17 protein-coding genes are annotated in these 16,992 nt (G+C 34.0%); 8 read left to right on the forward strand and 9 right to left on the reverse strand.

Annotated features, from left to right (window positions below; translation table 11 throughout):
* Positions 1 to 8: 8 nt before the first annotated feature.
* The 3 genes from QO182_RS07805 to QO182_RS07815 all read right to left on the reverse strand — a co-directional run bounded on the left by QO182_RS07805 (position 9) and on the right by QO182_RS07815 (position 4,289).
* The gene (locus QO182_RS07805; RefSeq protein WP_371539197.1) at positions 9 to 1,334 is read right to left on the reverse strand and encodes a M16 family metallopeptidase; all 1,326 of its coding nucleotides are present in this window, start codon (positions 1,332 to 1,334) and stop codon (positions 9 to 11) included.
* 217 nt (positions 1,335 to 1,551) lie between these two features.
* A complete protein-coding gene (locus tag QO182_RS07810; RefSeq protein WP_371539194.1) occupies positions 1,552 to 2,919 on the reverse strand; it encodes a M16 family metallopeptidase in 1,368 nt (455 codons plus the stop codon).
* 59 nt (positions 2,920 to 2,978) lie between these two features.
* Positions 2,979 to 4,289 carry a M16 family metallopeptidase gene (locus QO182_RS07815; RefSeq protein WP_371539191.1) on the reverse strand — a complete coding sequence of 437 codons (1,311 nt, stop codon included), beginning with the start codon at positions 4,287 to 4,289 and terminating at the stop codon, positions 2,979 to 2,981.
* Between the two features lie 257 nt (positions 4,290 to 4,546).
* On the opposite strand from QO182_RS07815, the gene rplU reads away from it, so the two are divergent.
* Both rplU and rpmA read left to right on the forward strand, forming a co-directional pair.
* Positions 4,547 to 5,182 carry a 50S ribosomal protein L21 gene (rplU, locus tag QO182_RS07820; protein WP_371539189.1) on the forward strand — a complete coding sequence of 212 codons (636 nt, stop codon included), beginning with the start codon at positions 4,547 to 4,549 and terminating at the stop codon, positions 5,180 to 5,182.
* 32 nt (positions 5,183 to 5,214) lie between these two features.
* The gene (gene rpmA, locus QO182_RS07825) at positions 5,215 to 5,481 is read left to right on the forward strand and encodes a 50S ribosomal protein L27 (RefSeq protein ID WP_091082981.1); all 267 of its coding nucleotides are present in this window, start codon (positions 5,215 to 5,217) and stop codon (positions 5,479 to 5,481) included.
* A gap of 304 nt (positions 5,482 to 5,785) precedes the next feature.
* Here rpmA and QO182_RS07830 read toward each other — a convergent pair whose 3' ends face one another.
* From QO182_RS07830 to ahcY, 5 genes are all read right to left on the reverse strand, one after another.
* Complete coding sequence (locus QO182_RS07830; RefSeq protein WP_371539186.1) at positions 5,786 to 6,124, reverse strand: DoxX family protein; 339 nt, start codon at positions 6,122 to 6,124, stop codon at positions 5,786 to 5,788.
* A gap of 10 nt (positions 6,125 to 6,134) precedes the next feature.
* Complete coding sequence (locus QO182_RS07835) at positions 6,135 to 6,470, reverse strand: DoxX family protein (protein WP_371539184.1); 336 nt, start codon at positions 6,468 to 6,470, stop codon at positions 6,135 to 6,137.
* Positions 6,471 to 6,720: 250 nt separating this feature from the next.
* A complete protein-coding gene (locus tag QO182_RS07840; protein WP_371539182.1) occupies positions 6,721 to 7,320 on the reverse strand; it encodes a hypothetical protein in 600 nt (199 codons plus the stop codon).
* Positions 7,321 to 7,602: 282 nt separating this feature from the next.
* Positions 7,603 to 7,962, reverse strand: a complete 360-nt coding sequence (locus tag QO182_RS07845; RefSeq protein ID WP_371560853.1) for a hypothetical protein — start codon at positions 7,960 to 7,962, stop codon at positions 7,603 to 7,605.
* A 249-nt stretch (positions 7,963 to 8,211) separates the two neighbouring features.
* Complete coding sequence (ahcY, locus tag QO182_RS07850; protein WP_371560855.1) at positions 8,212 to 9,528, reverse strand: adenosylhomocysteinase; 1,317 nt, start codon at positions 9,526 to 9,528, stop codon at positions 8,212 to 8,214.
* A gap of 270 nt (positions 9,529 to 9,798) precedes the next feature.
* Between ahcY and QO182_RS07855 the strand changes: the two genes are divergently transcribed.
* The gene (locus tag QO182_RS07855) at positions 9,799 to 10,443 is read left to right on the forward strand and encodes a 4'-phosphopantetheinyl transferase superfamily protein (protein WP_371560857.1); all 645 of its coding nucleotides are present in this window, start codon (positions 9,799 to 9,801) and stop codon (positions 10,441 to 10,443) included.
* Positions 10,444 to 10,625: 182 nt separating this feature from the next.
* Here the strand turns inward: QO182_RS07855 and QO182_RS07860 are convergent, their stop codons facing one another.
* On the reverse strand, positions 10,626 to 11,018 hold the full coding sequence (locus tag QO182_RS07860) for a group III truncated hemoglobin (protein ID WP_371539176.1): 393 nt from the start codon (positions 11,016 to 11,018) through the stop codon (positions 10,626 to 10,628).
* 171 nt (positions 11,019 to 11,189) lie between these two features.
* On the opposite strand from QO182_RS07860, the gene QO182_RS07865 reads away from it, so the two are divergent.
* The 5 genes from QO182_RS07865 to QO182_RS07885 all read left to right on the forward strand — a co-directional run bounded on the left by QO182_RS07865 (position 11,190) and on the right by QO182_RS07885 (position 16,991).
* Positions 11,190 to 11,942, forward strand: a complete 753-nt coding sequence (locus tag QO182_RS07865) for a geranylgeranylglyceryl/heptaprenylglyceryl phosphate synthase (protein ID WP_371539492.1) — start codon at positions 11,190 to 11,192, stop codon at positions 11,940 to 11,942.
* Positions 11,942 to 12,565: a nicotinamide riboside transporter PnuC gene (pnuC, locus tag QO182_RS07870; protein WP_371539173.1), complete on the forward strand. Its 624-nt coding sequence runs from the start codon at positions 11,942 to 11,944 to the stop codon at positions 12,563 to 12,565. Before QO182_RS07865 ends, pnuC begins: the two co-directional genes overlap by 1 nt.
* The gene (locus tag QO182_RS07875) at positions 12,526 to 14,637 is read left to right on the forward strand and encodes a DUF4301 family protein (RefSeq protein ID WP_371539170.1); all 2,112 of its coding nucleotides are present in this window, start codon (positions 12,526 to 12,528) and stop codon (positions 14,635 to 14,637) included. The genes pnuC and QO182_RS07875 overlap by 40 nt, the downstream gene beginning before the upstream one ends.
* A 21-nt stretch (positions 14,638 to 14,658) precedes the next feature.
* Positions 14,659 to 15,063, forward strand: a complete 405-nt coding sequence (gene arfB, locus QO182_RS07880) for an alternative ribosome rescue aminoacyl-tRNA hydrolase ArfB (RefSeq protein ID WP_371539167.1) — start codon at positions 14,659 to 14,661, stop codon at positions 15,061 to 15,063.
* A gap of 158 nt (positions 15,064 to 15,221) precedes the next feature.
* The gene (locus tag QO182_RS07885) at positions 15,222 to 16,991 is read left to right on the forward strand and encodes an ATP-binding protein (protein ID WP_371560858.1); all 1,770 of its coding nucleotides are present in this window, start codon (positions 15,222 to 15,224) and stop codon (positions 16,989 to 16,991) included.
* Position 16,992 lies beyond the last annotated feature (1 nt).

Below are 16,992 nucleotides of genomic sequence, written 5' to 3' on the forward strand. Positions count from 1 at the left end.
GTTCTGTATTATTTTTTGGCTTTGTCTGATGATGGAACATAATCTAATACTAATCTTTGGTTAGGATTTAGATATTTTTTTGCAACAGCTCTAATCTCTTCTGGAGTAATGGTGCGGTACATTTCAATTTCTGTATTGATTAAGTTTACATCCTTGTAAAGCATGTAGTAGGTTGCAAGATTATCTGCTATTCCTTCAATAGAGGCATTGCTGTTTACATATTGATTCTCATATTTGTTCTGAAGTTTTTGTAACTCTCTGTCAGAAATTAATTCTGTTTGTAGTTTTAGGATTTCAGAATCAATTTCGGTAAGAATGTCTTCAGATGTGCTTGGTGCTTGAGGTAAGCCATAAAGGATATATGTTCCATAATCTTCTTGACTGTAACTGAACGCACCAATTTGCAAGGCCATTTTTTTATCGTCAACTATCTTTTTGTATAGTCTAGAGCTTTTACCATCACTTAATATTGTTGAGATAAAATCCAAAACTCTAGCGTCACGAGTTTTCATAGATGGAGTTCTGTATGCCGCAACAACCATTGGGATTTGGATGTTTGTGTCCTCAAATCTTGCTTTGATGGTTTCAGTAATTGGTTTCTCTACGAAAGTTTCTCTTTCAATAGCAGCTCCTTTTTTTATGGCGCCAAAGTATTTTTGGATCCATTCTTTCGTTTGAGCAGCGTTAAAGTCTCCCGCTACTACAAGAACTGCGTTGTTTGGGATATAAAATTTCTTATTGAAGGCTTGAAACTCTTCTAATTTAGCAGCGTCTAAATGATCCATTGAACCAATAGTCGTCCAGCGATAAGGATGATTTGTGAACATTTTTTTCTTTACCTCTGGAATCATTTGTCCATAAGGGCTGTTGTCATAACGCAATCTTTTTTCCTCTTTTACAACCTCATTTTGGGTGTCAACCCCAATTTGGTTGATAACAGGATGTAACATTCTCTCAGATTCCATCCATAAACCTAACTCAAGATTGTTAGAAGGAAATACTTCGTAGTAGTACGTGCGGTCTTCGGTTGTATTAGCATTATTTGTTCCTCCGTTACCGGTCACAATTTTAAACCACTCACCTCGTTTGATATTCTCAGTACCTTCAAACAATAAATGTTCAAAAAAGTGAGCAAAACCAGTTCTTTCTGGGTTTTCATTTTTGGCTCCTACGTGATACATCACTGATGTTATCACAACTGGGGCCGAAGGGTCGTTTTGTAAAATAACATGTAGACCATTGTCTAAATTGTATTCTTCGAAGGCTACTTTTTGTGCAGAAACGGCTCCGCCAAGCAAAAGTGTGGCGCTTAACGCCATTATTGATTTTTTCATAGGTATTAATAGGTTGATTATTGTATATGTCGTGTTTTTGATTGTATTGTTACATCAAAAATAATTTTTTATAAGAATTTACATCTTTTTCAGGTATTAAATAACTTTATTGTATAATTATCGGGTCTTTTTATGAGGTAAAAAAAATAAAAAAAGACTCTCCATCAGTGAATTTGAGGGGAGTCTTTGTAAATTTATAGTCTGGAATAGCTGTCTTTTATTTTATTGTAGGTTTTGCTATTGGCTGACCAAATTTGTCGAAATAAAACAACGGAATATTAAGTTTTTCTAATCCCGGAATAACATCTGCAGCTTTTCCTGCAACTATAATCCGGGTATTGTTGATAAGGAAATATTTGTTGGCTGCTTTTAGAACATCGTCTGCTGTTACTGCGTTTATGGTTTTGATGTAGTTTTCATAAAAGTCAGGAGATAAATCTTCAGTTTCAACATTTAATGCATATCGTGCAATGGTCGATGGTTTTTCTACCTGCATTACAAAACGCCCAATATATCCCGCTTTCACATCCTTCAGTACTTCTTCAGATACTTTTTCGGTTCTTATTCTTTTAATTTCTTTTATAAATTCTATCACCGCGCTATCAGTTGCTGTATTTCTTATTGAGGCCGTCGATTTTAATTTTGAAACATATTTTCCTGCTCCTATAATGGTATTGGCGCCATACGTCCAGCCGTGTTCTTCTCTTAAGTTCATGTTTAAGTAGCTGTTAAAGTCTCCTCCGAGTATGAAGGTCGCGATTACTGCGGGAAAAAAATCTTTGTCGGCCATTTTTAAATCAATGGTGTTGACTAATGAGATTTCTGACTGAACAGCATTAGGGACGTCAATAAAATTAATTTGGGTAAAAGGAACATTTTGTGGATTGGTATACGTTATGACGGGTGTGTTAGCCCTTTTCCACGATCCGAAAAGGTTTTCAACAATAGGTTTTACCTCTTTGTATTTGATGTCTCCTATAATTACCAAATAGGCATTTTCTGGTGCGAAATGCGCCCCATAATTTGTCTTTACATCGTCTAAGGTAACATTGTTAAGTGTTTCTTCGGTGGTATATTCTCCCGCTGGATGATTCTTGCCAAAGGCCAAAGCGTTAACAGCTCTATTCGCAATTGCGGGAACATTTTTTTCCTGCGCTTTTATGCCTTCGAGTAACTTTGCTTTTTCTTTGTCAAACTCTTCCTGAGTAAAATTAGGATACAACGCGCCATAAGTTAATAGTTGAAGTACTCGACCAGAATGTTTAGAAAGGGCGCTTGCATAAGCTCCATGTGAGTTAAAACCAATGTTTGCTCCCAGAAAATCTACTTCTTCATTAAAATCATTTTTTGTGATTTTTATGTTGCCGTTTCCTATTAAGTTACTGCAAAGTTCATCTACTCCCTTTTTGCCGTATTCTGCAAAAGGAGGGTTGTCAATAGTCAGGTTAAAAGTGACTCGGGGTAATTTATGATTTTCCACAATCAATACTTTTAATCCATTGGCTAAAAAAAAGGTCTGTGGTTTTTTAAGATTTACAACTGGAGGTTTTCCAGGTTTGGGTTGGTTGCGATTTTCTGCTTGCATAATTCCTGTTACAAATAATAGGATGAATAGAATACTTGTTTTTCGTAGTTACGGAGTCGTTAATTTAGATCTGCTTCTATAGTAGGGATGTAGTCTAAGACTAATCTTTGATTCGGATTTAGATACTTTTTTGCCACTTCCCTAATTTCTTCTCTAGTGATAGAGTGATAAAGATTAATTTCGGTATTGATCAAATTGACGTCTCCATAAAGCAAATAATACTTTGCCAGATTTTCAGCAATTCCTTCCACAGTGGAGTTGTTACTCACATATTGGTTTTCAAACTGGTTTTGTAATTTTTGATAATCTTTTTCAGAGATTAAATCCGTTTGGATTTTTACGATTTCTTCGTCAATCTCATTTAGTAAATCTTGGGCGGTATGTGTCCCCATCGGTAAGCCATATAGAATATACATTCCGTAATCTTCCTGACTAAAACCTACAGCGCCTATTTGAAGGGCTATCTTTTTTTCGTCTACAATTTTCTTGTATAGTTTCGAACTCTTACCGTCGCTTAAATAAGATGATATAAAGTCGAGAACGCGAGCGTCTCTCGTTTTCATAGAAGGGGTTCTATACGAAGCAACCACCATCGGAATTTGAATGTTAGGGTCTGTATAAGTAGCTTTAATCGTGTGCGTTATTGGTTCTTCGACAAACATTTGTCTTTTAAAGACTTCGCCTTTTTCGATTGGACCAAAATATTTCTCAATCCATTCTTTTGTTTGATTTTTTTCGAAATCTCCAGCAACTATTAAAACTGCGTTGTTGGGTGTGTAAAACTTTTTGTGAAACGCTTTAAAATCTTCTAAAGTTGCGGTGTCTAAATGTTCCATGGATCCAATAGTAGACCAACGGTACGGATGATTTTTAAACATGTTTTCCTTAACAATAGGTAAAATTTTACCGTAAGGCTGGTTGTCGTAACGGGAGTTTTTTTCTTCTTTAATAACTCCGTTTTGGGTGTCGACCCCAATTTGATTGATAACCGGGTGCATTAGTCTTTCTGATTCCATCCAAAGAGCCAGTTCTAAGTTATTGGAAGGGAATACCTCGTAGTAATAGGTGCGATCATCAGAAGTATTGGCATTGTTAACTCCGCCATTAGAGCTTACAATTTTAAACCATTCACCTCTTTTGATGTTTTTAGTTCCTTCAAATAATAGGTGTTCAAAAAAGTGGGCAAAACCAGTTTTTTCTGGACTTTCGTCTTTGGATCCTACATGATACATCACTGAAGTTATTACAACAGGTGCCGAAGGGTCATGGTGCAGAATAACATGCATGCCATTATCGAGATTGTATTCTTCAAAAGCTATTTTTTGAGCAGTAGCGACTCCGCCAAGGAGAAGGGCATTATTTAATCCCATTATTGTTTTTTATTAAGATTAATAAACATGCATTTACAATAGATAAAAACATAAATTATTGTTAGTTCAAAAATACCTTTTTTTAATGATGTATGTCTAGTATTCCGTTTTTTTACTGGGAGGTATTAAATTTAGTACTTGTAAGCCCCCGAAAATAGGCAGGAAAGCAAAGAATTTGTATTTTTACTTTTAAGGGATTGCACAATAAAAATTAAATTGTATATTTGCAACCTTAAAAATCAATAAATCAATTTGGTATGTATGCAATCGTAGAGATAGCAGGGCAACAATTCAAAGTAAGCAAAGACCTAAAGGTTTACGTTCACCGTTTGGCAAATGAAGAAGGAACTACAGTTTCTTTCGACAAAGTTTATTTGTTAGACGACAATGGCGTAATCACGATAGGCGCCCCCGCTATAGAAGGTGCTTCAGTAGAAGCTAAAGTGTTACAACACTTAAAAGGTGATAAAGTTATCATTTTCAAAAAGAAAAGAAGAAAAGGGTACAAAAAGAGAAACGGTCACAGACAGTATCTTACTCAGATTCTAATCGAAGGTATTTCTGCATCAGGTGCTAAAAAAGCGGCTCCAAAAGCGGCAAAAGTTGCTGAAGCTAAAGCTCCTAAAGCATCTAAAAAAGCTGATGATTTAAAAATTGTTGAAGGTGTTGGTCCTAAAGCTGCTGAAGCTTTAGTTGCTGCTGGTATCGATACATTTGCTAAATTAGCGAAAGCAAAAGCTGCTGCTGTAAAAGAAATTTTAGAAGCATCAGAATCTAAATTATCTCATTTAGATCCAACTACTTGGGCTCAACAAGCACAATTAGCTGCAGATGGTAAAATGGATGAATTAAAAAAATTACAAGATGAATTAAACGGCGGTAAAGCAGTTTAATTAATTTATTAACAATACAAAACTAATACGTCATGGCTCACAAGAAAGGTGTCGGTAGTTCCAAGAATGGTAGAGAATCAGAATCAAAACGTTTAGGCGTTAAGATTTTTGGTGGACAAGCTGCTATCGCAGGGAACATCATCGTAAGACAAAGAGGTTCAAAACACAATCCAGGTGCAAATGTTTACATCAGTAAAGATCACACCCTACACGCAAGAGTAGATGGAGTTGTACACTTCCAAAAGAAAAGAGATAACAAATCTTACGTTTCTATACTTCCATTTGAAGTTGAAGCATAATTGATTTTATCAATGATTTTAAAACCCGTTTCGAAAGAAACGGGTTTTTTTATGTTCTTTTTCCAACGGTCATTGTAAGCTCCGAAGCGGCTCGCAGTGGAATTGTTGGTTTTTCACACCTTTTCACCTAAAAAAAAGCTGCCAGTCTTTTAAAGGCTAGCAGCTTTGGTACTCTATATCGCTTACGATCGGGAGACTCTGAATGGCATTTTTTTGTTTTAGGTTGTGATAAGAATGGGCAGCTAGTCGTCCTTTCAAAGAATTTCAAATCATCGACGAAGAAGATGAAAAGCTTCAGATGGGTTTACGCTACTGTTTCATATAAAATAAATGCGTTTAATAAAAAGTAAAAAAAGGCGGGTAAAGAAACCAATAAAGAATCTTTCATCTTTATTCTTACCCCCGTGCCAAGAAGCATCAATAAAGCCAACCCTGCTGAAGACAGAACTAAAACGGTATGGTTTTGCAAGCCTATAAATAAACCTGTGGCCCCAGCCAGTTCTAAAAGAGCGGTTAAAGGGCCAAATTTTTCAAGACCAAAGCGTTTAAATTCATTTTTCATGTTCGAGGAGACAAAATAAGCTATCCCGTATACGAGAAAGGAGGTTGCCGAAAAGAAAATAAGTGCATTTAAGAAATCCATATTTTTATTATTAAGAAGCCGATAGGGCCACAAAGAGAGATAATGCTAAAAGAAATAAAGAAGGCAGGTGTTTCAGCCATGGGTTTTTTGCTTTGAAATGAAAAAACTGTGCGCACACCATTAAAAAAGCCATTACGAGTGCCGGTATAAACACTAATGTTGGAAACCATATTCCAGTTATTAATAACGTTGCCAATGCTATTTTTGAAGCGCCCACGATATTTCTCGTCAAATCAGACAGGCCATATTGTTTGAATTCTTTCACGATGTTGTCAAATCTAAAAATCCAGACGTAACCCACGGATATCGCGATTACAAGTTGGCCGATGATGGTGTAAGTATTCATAATTTTATTTTTAAAGTTTTTTACTTGATTTTTACAAATAGAGCTTATCAGTGAATTTATTTCTCTAAAGTAATCAAATATACCATAAACTTAGACTAATACAGGGCTGTAGTGTTGATTTATAATAATTATGTATTTCGTAGCGATATGCGGTAGTGGAGACAGACTGTAGCGTCTCTATTTGTAATTACTGTAGATTATAAGGTAGTTGTATTTCTTAGTGTCGATTTTAGACTTGTGTGGTCAGTCCTTACTGCAGTTTAAAATAGTAAAAAACTAGATTGCCACAAACTAATTGAGTATAATTATCTCCTATTTTTTCTCCAATATAAAATGCTGTTAATTCACCTGAATCTTTGTTAATATTGTAATCCCAGACTTCGTTATTTGAATATAAAATATCTGCAAAAGAATAGGACTCGGGATTTTCGGAAAAATTAATTTTTTCAGTTTTTGCTAATTCCCACTTTTTTGAATTACGATACAATCCAAAAAACAGAATTTCATCGGCGGTAATTGTTATCATTTTTGCAACTAAGCCATCACCTGGCATCGCCCAATTTGCATCTTTAGAAATCCATTTCCAATTCCCTATTAAACTATTAATTTTATCCTTCCTCAAAATAGTTTTTATAGAATCTGCTTTTTTTAAAGCAATTTGGGCAGTTTCTGAATTTGGGTTTATCTTATGTGCTATTGTAAATCCTCTGATCGCGACCAGATAATCGTGATTTTCAAGTAAATTTTGCGCCAACTTAAATTCTTGTTGCTGATATTCGTTTCGATTATTGTCTTGGGCCCAAAGTGCAGTGGTTAATAATAATAGTAAAGGGAGTATATAGTTTTTCATAGGATTAAAAACTGGTTTTTTTGATTGTAATCCTATCAAATATACTATAATTAAGAATCAGTTTTATATAATTAATGTAGTGTGTTACTATTCGAAAGTTTGTGTTAATTAACGAAAACAATATTGTTTAAAATGGGTAGCATGAAGGATGGAAGCGTAAATCCTTTATGTTTTTTCTTTAAAAACATAAAGATTGCAGCGCACAGCCTGACCCGCTGTAACGTTAGTGGAAGTGGGACATGCCCAAAAACAAAAACCAGCCTTTAAGGCTGGTTTCATTTTTTAGTCAATTTTTGCTTTTTCAAGCGTTCTGTTATACGCTTCTTTAGTGTCTTGACCCGCCTCTTTCATCGCAGCTTTCGTGCTTTCCCATGCTAATTTAGCTTTTGCTGAGGCTTCACGTGCCGTTTTTTCAGCGGTCGCATCTCCTCGTTTCACAGCGTCTGCAACGTCATTTTCTGCTTGACGGTACTCTCTTTCAGAATTGTCCAAATCTAGGACATAGTCAACTTCAGTGTCTAGTTCTGTTGTAACTGTTCCATCTGAATGAACTACTGTTTCCTTTTCTGTCGTAACCTCTTTTTTACAAGATGTGGTAAAAATTAAACCGCAAATTGCTAATGCTAATGTGATTTTTTTCATGATTTTTATTTTAGATTAGATATAAATTTAATAATAATTTTAATCACTAGTTTGCGAAATAGTTGATTTTTACCATTTTTTCAGAAATGTTATAAATTTAAATATTACAAACAAACCTAGCACAATACAATAAATTTTTTAAAATTACATAAAAAAAACCCTCACATTCAAACTGAATTTAGTTCAGTTTCCTGCAAGGGTTTCTATAAATCTGAAATCATAAATCGCCATTCAGCGATCTACAATCATTTAGTATCTGTAATATTCTGGTTTGAATGGACCGTCAACTGGAACTCCAATGTAAGCAGCTTGATCATCACGTAAAGTTTCCAATTCAACTCCTAATTTAGCCAAGTGAAGCATTGCTACTTTCTCGTCTAAGTGTTTTGGTAACATGTATACGTCATTATCGTAATTTGCGCTGTTTTTCCACAATTCGATTTGAGCTAGAGTTTGGTTTGTAAATGAGTTACTCATTACAAAACTTGGGTGACCTGTAGCGCAACCAAGGTTCACTAAACGACCTTCAGCCAAAAGGATGATGTCTTTACCGTCAATAGTGTATTTATCAACCTGAGGTTTGATTTCAACTTTAGAAGCTCCGTGGTTAGTGTTTAACCAAGCAACTGCAATTTCGTTATCAAAGTGTCCAATGTTACAAACGATAGTTTTATCTTTCATTTGCTCAAAGTGACTTCCTAGAACGATATCTTTATTTCCAGTAGTTGTGATGATGATATCAGCATTTCCAACAACAGTGTTTAATTTTTTAACTTCAAAACCGTCCATTGCAGCTTGTAAAGCACAAATAGGATCGATTTCAGTAACTGTAACAATAGATCCAGCACCTCTAAAAGAAGCAGCAGTACCTTTTCCTACGTCACCGTATCCACATACAACCACTCTTTTACCAGCAAGCATAATGTCAGTTGCACGACGAACTGCATCAACAGCCGATTCTTTACAACCGTATTTGTTGTCAAATTTCGATTTAGTAACCGAGTCATTAACATTGATAGCAGGCATTGGTAAAGTTCCAGCTTTTACTCTTTCGTATAATCTGTGAACTCCAGTTGTAGTTTCTTCAGATAAACCTTTGATTCCAGCAACTAATTCTGGATAACGGTCAATAACCATGTTAGTTAAATCTCCACCGTCATCAAGAATCATGTTCAATGGTTTTCTATCTTCACCAAAGAATAATGTTTGCTCGATACACCAGTCAAAATCAACTTCGTTCAACCCTTTCCAAGCGTAAACTTGAATTCCAGCAGCAGCCATAGCAGCAGCAGCTTGATCTTGAGTAGAGAAAATGTTACAAGATGACCAAGTAACTTCAGCACCAAGAGCGATTAAAGTCTCGATTAAAACTGCAGTTTGGATTGTCATGTGAAGACATCCAGCAATACGAGAACCAGCAAGTGGTTGTTCGTCTTTATATTCAGCACGAAGTGCCATTAAACCTGGCATTTCAGCTTCTGCTAATTCAATTTCTTTTCTTCCCCAGGCCGCTAGAGAGATATCTTTTACTTTGAAAGCCACAAAAGGCATAGTTGTAGTACTCATTTATAGTATATTTGTATTGTATTTTTTTGCAAATTTACGGAATAACTTATGATTTAAAAAGGATTCGCTTATATTTATGAATTGTTTAATAGTGTAATCTTTTAAAAATCAGTAAAATAATAATTAAAATACCCTTTAGCTTCATTTTCAGGAGCTAATCCCGCTGTTCACTATATCTTTTTATCTGGAACTTGTTTTGGTAACCAGAAACTATTTGCAAGATAAAAAGGATGCCGTTTCCATCGGGGCTATGAAAATCAATTATAGATCATGCCTTTATACAAAACGATACACTTTAGTTCCACAACACAAATTTTCGTTTGGAAAATCACCGAATCCTTCGAGCAATTAAACAACGAAGTACAACTAAACGAGAAAAACTGCATTCGTCTTGACGGAATGAAGTCTGAATTGCATCAGCGGGGTTTTCTCAGTGTTCGCAAACTATTGCAAACTGCCGGTTATACTGATTTTGATTTGTATTATGATGAATTTGGGAAACCACATCTCAATGACGAAAAGTACATTTCTATAACGCATTCCCATAATTTTTCGGCCATTATAGTGAGCAACGAAACCGTAGGAATCGACATCGAATTGCAGCGCCCAAAAATCACCCGTATTGCGCACAAGTTTGTTGATGAGGAATATAGCTATTTGGATGAAAATGATTTAGAAGCCTATGTCAAAAAGCTTACCGTGATTTGGGGAGCAAAAGAAGCTATTTTTAAAATCCGAAATGAAAAAGGGATCAGTTTTAAAGACCATATTAAGGTTGCAGCATTTCAATTAGATGATCTAAAAGGAAAAGCAGAGCTTCATTTTGAGGGTATAGTTGTGGATTACGAATTGTTTTATGAAGAAATTGAAGGTTTCGGACTTGTTTATGCTTTAGAGGAAAAGAATAGAAGTTAGAAAATAGACTTTAGAGGTTAGAAAAAAGAGAATATAGCTACGCTTTTCAAAATTCTAATTTCCATAAAACTTATATGAGCTTATATTTCTTAAATGTTTAAATTATTTTAAACATCAATAAAGTAGCAAAGCCACGTAAAGCTACTAAACTTATATGGCTTATATGTTAAATAAAAATTACCCTAACTTCTACTATTAAACATACCCATATAGATAAAGGTCCCCATTTTTCGGGCTCTACGTTTTAGGATTTCAACGTTTTCGCCTTCAAAAAGTTCGTCTAGCGTTTGTGTCCAATAATTCAACCAGATCCCAAATTCGTTAGGTCCTATTTTACCACCAAAATGGGCATCAACTTTAACATGAGCTTTTAAAGGATCCCCTTTGTACATTTTACCACCAAAGAGATTCATCTCCCAAAAATTAGTTAGTTTCTCTAGATGTTCGTCCCAATCTTCAATCATTTCATTAAAGAAAAAATTAATCTCCTCGTCTGCTCTTATTTTATCGTAAAAAGTATTCACTAAAAGCGCAAGGTCTTCTCGGCTAGTAATGTCTTTAGGAGCAATATTCATATTAGTTTATTTAGTGACAAATGCCAAACTTGTAATTTATTTTTACAAAGATAGTTTTATAAAAAACCGTGTTTTATGATTTTGGTCAGGTATTGAAGAAATAACTTTGACTACAATGTCTTGTAAAATGTGTTTAAACATTCAAATAAAAACCGCTATTTTTACAGTCTGATGCAAAATAACAACAAGATATATCAAGAAATACTAAACTGTAGGACTAATAAAAAGAAACTATTAGCGATTCTGCTAGACCCAGACAAGGTTGTTTGGGAAAATTTAGACAATTTAATAAATAAAATTAATCAATCGCCAGCGACTCATGTTTTCATTGGGGGAAGCTTGGTAGAATCTAATAGGATAGATGAATTGATTCTTGAAATTAGGCAAAATTGTATTTTGCCCATGGTACTTTTTCCAGGCAATCCATCCCAAATATCTAAAGAAGCCGATGCGATTTTATTCCTGTCTCTTATCTCAGGAAGGAATTCAGATTATTTAATAGGGCATCATGTAAAAGCGGCACCCATTTTAAAACAAACCCAACTTGAGATAATTCCCACGGGCTATATTTTAATAGATGGCGGAAATGAAACTGCAGTAGAACGAATAAGTAAAACAAAACCCTTGGATAGAGATAATCTTGATTTGGTGCTGGCGACGGCCCAGGCAGGCGAAATGTTAGGTAATAAATTGATCTATCTTGAAGCAGGCAGTGGTGCAAAACAGGCAGTTCCCGTAAAAATGATTGATTTAATTTCTAAAAACACTGAAATACCTTTAATTGTTGGTGGTGGAATTGTAGATTTACTCGGAATTCAAAACGCCTATGATTCTGGAGCTGATTTAGTAGTCATAGGAACTGCCTTTGAAAGAAATGTCGATTTCTTTGAAGTGGCTGAACAACACCAAATTGAAAGTAAATAATGATAGATTTTTTTTTAAATGCATACAAAGATGTTTCTTTAACCCATATTATACTGGAGTTTATCGCCTTTGTATTTGGAATTTTAAGCGTGTGGTTTGCCAGACAAGAAAATATTTTAGTTTATCCTACGGGTCTAATTGCAACGATAATTTCCGTATATCTTCTTTTTATAGCGGGCTATCTTGGGGATATGATGATTAACGGGTATTTTACAATTATGAGCATTTATGGGTGGTATAAATGGTCGAGAAAAGTAAAAGACGGTGACAATCTACCGATTACAAGAACAAATAAGAAAGAAAAAATAATTGGATTAGGGCTGTTTTTTATTACAATTTTTGTAGTTTTCGGTATTTATAAAGTTTTCGATTATAAAATAAACACAGATAATTATATTGACATTATAGCCTCCGGAATATTTTTTACAGGAATGTGGTATATGGCCAATAAAAAAATAGAAAACTGGACCCTCTGGATTATTGGGGATATAATAGTAACACCTTTATACGCCTACCGCGGACTAGGGATGTTATCGTTACAATATTTAATTTTTACAATTTTAGCTATTTCAGCCTATTTAGAATGGAGAAAAATCTTAAACAAGAGCAATCTGCAATTATAAAAATTGCAATGTTTGGACCGGAAAGCACAGGAAAAACAACTTTAGCGATACAACTTGCCAATCACTATAAAACGGCTTGGGTTCCTGAATTTGCACGGAACTATTTGCAAGAAAAATGGAATGAAAAGCAGCAGATTTGTGATGTAGATGATATGCTACCCATTGCTTATGGCCAAACTAAATTAGAAAATGAAGGCCAGTCAGTTGCTAATAAGTATTTGTTTTGCGATACAAATTTGATGGTGACTAAGGTTTTTTCAGAAGTATATTACAACTACTGTGACCCATTGTTAGACAAGGCTGCTCAGGAACATGAGTATGATTTGTTTTTTCTTACAGATATTGATGTGCCGTGGGAGAAAGATGATTTAAGAGATAGGGCTGAGGGGCGAGATATTGTTTTTGGGTTGTTTAAAAAATCACTGATCGAAAACAACAAACCATTTATAACACTTTCTGGAGATAAGGACCTCCGACTGCAAAAAGCAATCTCAATTATTGATGATTTGGCAAAGGCCAAAGAAATGGGTTTGTCTTCGCTCGATTTTGTTCAAATTTATGAGTATGGAATTCCAATTGAAAACATAAAACGTCAGTTAGCGATTTTTAAGAACGGTATCCCTAAAATGAAACTGCTGTCGGCAGCAACATTTGATAACGGAATTGTGAAATTTACTGAGAAAGAATTTGCAGAAAAGGGCGCTTTTTTCGATGAAGAGAAATCAAAATATAAGTTGCTAAAATTTGTTCCTGCCTCAGGAGCTGCTAGTAGAATGTTTAAGTTTTTACTAGTCTTTTTGTCTGAGTTTAAATTAGGAGAAGAGACCATAAACGCCTATGTCAACAGAAAAAAAGATACAGATTTGGCGGTGTTTATTGTGGGTATGGATAAATTTGCTTTTTTTGATAGAGTTCATGAAAAATTAAGAACGGTGTACCCCAATTTTAATATTCTAGAGAGAGATTATAAAAACTATTATTTTATAAAAATGCTTCTAGATCCTGAGTATTTTGATTTCGCTAATAAGCCAAAGGGAATTTTACCTTTTCATAAATATTACGCCAATAACGCGTCTCCGATAGAAGAACATTTGTATGAATGCGGTTACTACGCTAGTTCAAACGGAAAATCTAATCTTCATTTTACAGTTTCAAAGGAGCATCAGTCTCACTTTCAAAAAATCATTAAAAGCACTTTAGAAAGGGTAGAACTAGAGACAAAAAACAGTGTTGATATTGAGTATTCTTATCAGAAAAAAAGTACTGATACTATTGCGGTAGAGGAAAACAACGCTATTTTTAGAAACGATAAAGGGAATTTAGTTTTTAGACCAGGAGGACACGGTGCTTTAATTGAAAATCTAAATTCGCTAGACGCAGATGTTATTTTTATAAAGAATATTGATAATGTAATCTTGCATAATAATGATGAAATTGCCTTGTATAAAAAAGGCTTGGCAGGGGTTTTATTAGAGATGCAAAATCAAGTTTTTGAATACCTTAATGCAATTGACTCTGGTACAATTGATGCTAATAAAGTAGATGAAATAGTTGCTTTTCTAAATGATAAGCTAAATGTGAAATTGCCTGAAAATTTTGATTCTGTTACATTCGAAAATAAGATTGCTGCTATTACAATGGCTTTAGATAGGCCAATGCGCGTATGCGGAATGGTTAAAAACGAAGGAGAAGCTGGCGGAGGACCGTTCTGGATAGAGGATGAGAATAATAATGTTTCATTGCAAATAGTAGAAACCTCGCAGATAGATTTAAACGATAGTAAACAAAATAGTATTTTGAATAGTGCGACTCATTTTAATCCGGTTGATTTAGTATGCGGAACCAAGAATTATAAGAACGAAAAGTTTGATTTGACGCTATATATTGACCATAATAGTGGGTTTTTAGTCAAGAAAACTAGTTCTGGAATAAATATTAGAGGCTATGAATTGCCAGGACTATGGAATGGTGCTATGGCTAATTGGTTAAGTATTTTTATAGAAGTTCCTTTGCTAACTTTTAATCCAGTAAAAACGGTAAATGATTTGCTGAAAAATGCACACCAAGAATAATTTGCATTAAATTAAATCCAAATGGATATTCAGAAAACTTTAAGCGAAGTTAATTATAAAGCAGTTCGCAGCAGCGGTGCTGGAGGACAAAACGTAAACAAAGTATCTTCTAAAGTTGTTTTGACTTTTGATGTGGAACATTCGCAAGGATTAAACGAGGAAGAAAAAGAATTGCTGAAAGTGAATTTGTCTTCGAGATTAACAACTGATTTTGTTTTAATTTTAAATTGCGACGAAGACCGGAGCCAGTTCAGGAACAAAGAAATAGTCACTAAACGTTTTCTAGAAGTCATTAAAAAAGGCTTGGAGGTTCCGAAAATTAGAAAAGCGACTAGAATTCCAAAATCGGCGATACGAAAAAGGATTAAAAATAAAAAGAACGTATCTCAAGTGAAGCAAAATCGTAGGAAACCAAATATTGATTAATAATGGTAGAAAGCATCAAGTCAAAAAATGTTTGAATAATTAAGATTAAAGTAGAAATATAAAAAAAAGAAACAGTACAAATTTTTTCTTTTTCAAAATGCAATTAAGAATTTATAGTTGAACAGGTTAATTGCATTCCTAGCATATAAAATATAGAAATGAAAAGAAAATTGAAGGAAGTATTAAGTAAGTTATTAAGCATTAAGAGCCTAAAAAAATCGATTTTCATTCCTTTTTTCTTGTTTGCCTTTGTATTTATTGGTGTTTCGCTTTTTAGTATTTATGTATTGCATAAAAAAGTAATACAAAAAGAAGTTTCGTTTGAATATGAAAATATTGACACGATGCTGAAAGATAAAGTTCAGTCTGACGCACTAAGTCTGCGTTTGTATATTGGTCGTTTGAGTACAAATGATTCTTTGATTGAAGCTTTTAAAATGAATGACCTTGATTTATTTCAAAAAGTCTCAAAGTCGTATTATAACAATGCAAATTTAGATTTAAAGCCTGATTTATTAAATTTTATTTCTGATGATGGAATTGTTAGATTTAGAAGTCATCGCCCGGATGAATATGGACAAAAAGTAACGCAACAATCTATATATCAAAAAGCGGTTGCAACTAGAACGAGTTTCTATCATATCGGTTCAGGAACTTATTCAAATGTGAGTTTAAAAGTAATTGTGCCTGTACGTGATACGGCTCAAAAGGTAGTGGGTTATATCGTTGTGGGTAAAGATTTTTATAGAATATTACAAGAGACTGCTAAGCAAACTCACATGGATTTTCTTTTTTTTGCAAAAGTAAATGCATCCAACTTAAAATCAAATAAAGATAAAATTAAAAAGTTTGGCCTTTTTAAAAAGGGAAAAAACAATTTGTTTTTAGAGTGGTCAACACTTCCTGAAAACACTAAAATCAATAAGGATATTATCGAAACAAAGATTGTATCAGATTCAGTAACTTCTATAAACTTGAATGGTATTGACTATTTGTCAAAATCAATACCACTGATCGATTTTGATGAAACAGAGTTTGGTCATGTATTTGTTCTACATGACAATTCAATTCATTTTAATGATTTGAAGAAAAGCATTAGCTCTTTGATTATAATTTCAATTTTGATGATTATAATTCTTTCATTAATATTTAATAAGATTCTAGATCGAGCTGGTAAAAACTTATTTGAAAAGAATCAAAAACTATCGCTAGAATTGAAAAAAAGGAGAATAGCTGATGAAAAGCTAATTGAAAATAATAATGAACTAAAACAAGTTACTTTGATTGCGTCTCATGATCTCAGGAGTCCTTTAACTAATTTAGAGGGATTGTTGGACCTTTTGAAACAAGAGGACAAAGATCCTGAGTTGACTTCTTTATTAATTGACAACGCAAGTACTAGTGTCGAATTGATGAAAAACACCATAGATAGTTTGACGACTATTGTCAAACAAAAAGAAAGTTTTTCAAAGCAAAGAGTCAAAGAACAAGATATTAAAGAGGTATTCGATAATGTGATTTTACAACTTAAATTTCTTATCGATGAAAAGAAAATAGAGATAAAATCAGATTTCTCTGAATGTCCAACTTTTTTAATTTCAAAAGTCCATTTAAAAAGTATGCTATTAAATGTAGTAAGTAATGCAATTAAGTATGCGTCAGAGGATGGAGAGATAGTACCTTTTATTGAGGTTAGTAGTCAAATGAATAATGGAGTTAGTTCGATTATCATAAAAGATAATGGGATAGGATTTGACTCTAATTTTCAAAAAGGCAAACTTTTTAAACCTTTTAAGCGTTTCCATCATGAGAAGACGGGAAGCGGAATTGGATTGTATCTAACAAAGCTAATTGTTGAGAATTATAATGGGAAAATACAAATTGAAAGCGAAGTTGGTAAAGGAACTATCGTGAAAATAGATTTTTAAC

It is taken from the genome of Flavobacterium sp. Arc2 (genome assembly GCF_041431385.1).
In the GTDB taxonomy this organism is placed as follows: domain Bacteria; phylum Bacteroidota; class Bacteroidia; order Flavobacteriales; family Flavobacteriaceae; genus Flavobacterium.

Excerpts from the sequence above, each read along its gene's own strand:
- QO182_RS07805 (WP_371539197.1), bottom strand. The coding sequence starts at position 1,334 with ATGAAAAAATCAATAATGGCGTTAAGCGCCACACTTTTGCTTGGCGGA.
- QO182_RS07810 (WP_371539194.1), bottom strand. The coding sequence starts at position 2,919 with ATGCAAGCAGAAAATCGCAACCAACCCAAACCTGGAAAACCTCCAGTT.
- QO182_RS07815 (WP_371539191.1), bottom strand. The coding sequence starts at position 4,289 with ATGGGATTAAATAATGCCCTTCTCCTTGGCGGAGTCGCTACTGCTCAA.
- rplU (WP_371539189.1), top strand. The coding sequence starts at position 4,547 with ATGTATGCAATCGTAGAGATAGCAGGGCAACAATTCAAAGTAAGCAAA.
- rpmA (WP_091082981.1), top strand. The coding sequence starts at position 5,215 with ATGGCTCACAAGAAAGGTGTCGGTAGTTCCAAGAATGGTAGAGAATCA.
- QO182_RS07830 (WP_371539186.1), bottom strand. The coding sequence starts at position 6,124 with ATGGATTTCTTAAATGCACTTATTTTCTTTTCGGCAACCTCCTTTCTC.
- QO182_RS07835 (WP_371539184.1), bottom strand. The coding sequence starts at position 6,470 with ATGAATACTTACACCATCATCGGCCAACTTGTAATCGCGATATCCGTG.
- QO182_RS07840 (WP_371539182.1), bottom strand. The coding sequence starts at position 7,320 with ATGAAAAACTATATACTCCCTTTACTATTATTATTAACCACTGCACTT.
- QO182_RS07845 (WP_371560853.1), bottom strand. The coding sequence starts at position 7,962 with ATGAAAAAAATCACATTAGCATTAGCAATTTGCGGTTTAATTTTTACC.
- ahcY (WP_371560855.1), bottom strand. The coding sequence starts at position 9,528 with ATGAGTACTACAACTATGCCTTTTGTGGCTTTCAAAGTAAAAGATATC.
- QO182_RS07855 (WP_371560857.1), top strand. The coding sequence starts at position 9,799 with ATGCCTTTATACAAAACGATACACTTTAGTTCCACAACACAAATTTTC.
- QO182_RS07860 (WP_371539176.1), bottom strand. The coding sequence starts at position 11,018 with ATGAATATTGCTCCTAAAGACATTACTAGCCGAGAAGACCTTGCGCTT.
- QO182_RS07865 (WP_371539492.1), top strand. The coding sequence starts at position 11,190 with ATGCAAAATAACAACAAGATATATCAAGAAATACTAAACTGTAGGACT.
- pnuC (WP_371539173.1), top strand. The coding sequence starts at position 11,942 with ATGATAGATTTTTTTTTAAATGCATACAAAGATGTTTCTTTAACCCAT.
- QO182_RS07875 (WP_371539170.1), top strand. The coding sequence starts at position 12,526 with ATGGAGAAAAATCTTAAACAAGAGCAATCTGCAATTATAAAAATTGCA.
- arfB (WP_371539167.1), top strand. The coding sequence starts at position 14,659 with ATGGATATTCAGAAAACTTTAAGCGAAGTTAATTATAAAGCAGTTCGC.
- QO182_RS07885 (WP_371560858.1), top strand. The coding sequence starts at position 15,222 with ATGAAAAGAAAATTGAAGGAAGTATTAAGTAAGTTATTAAGCATTAAG.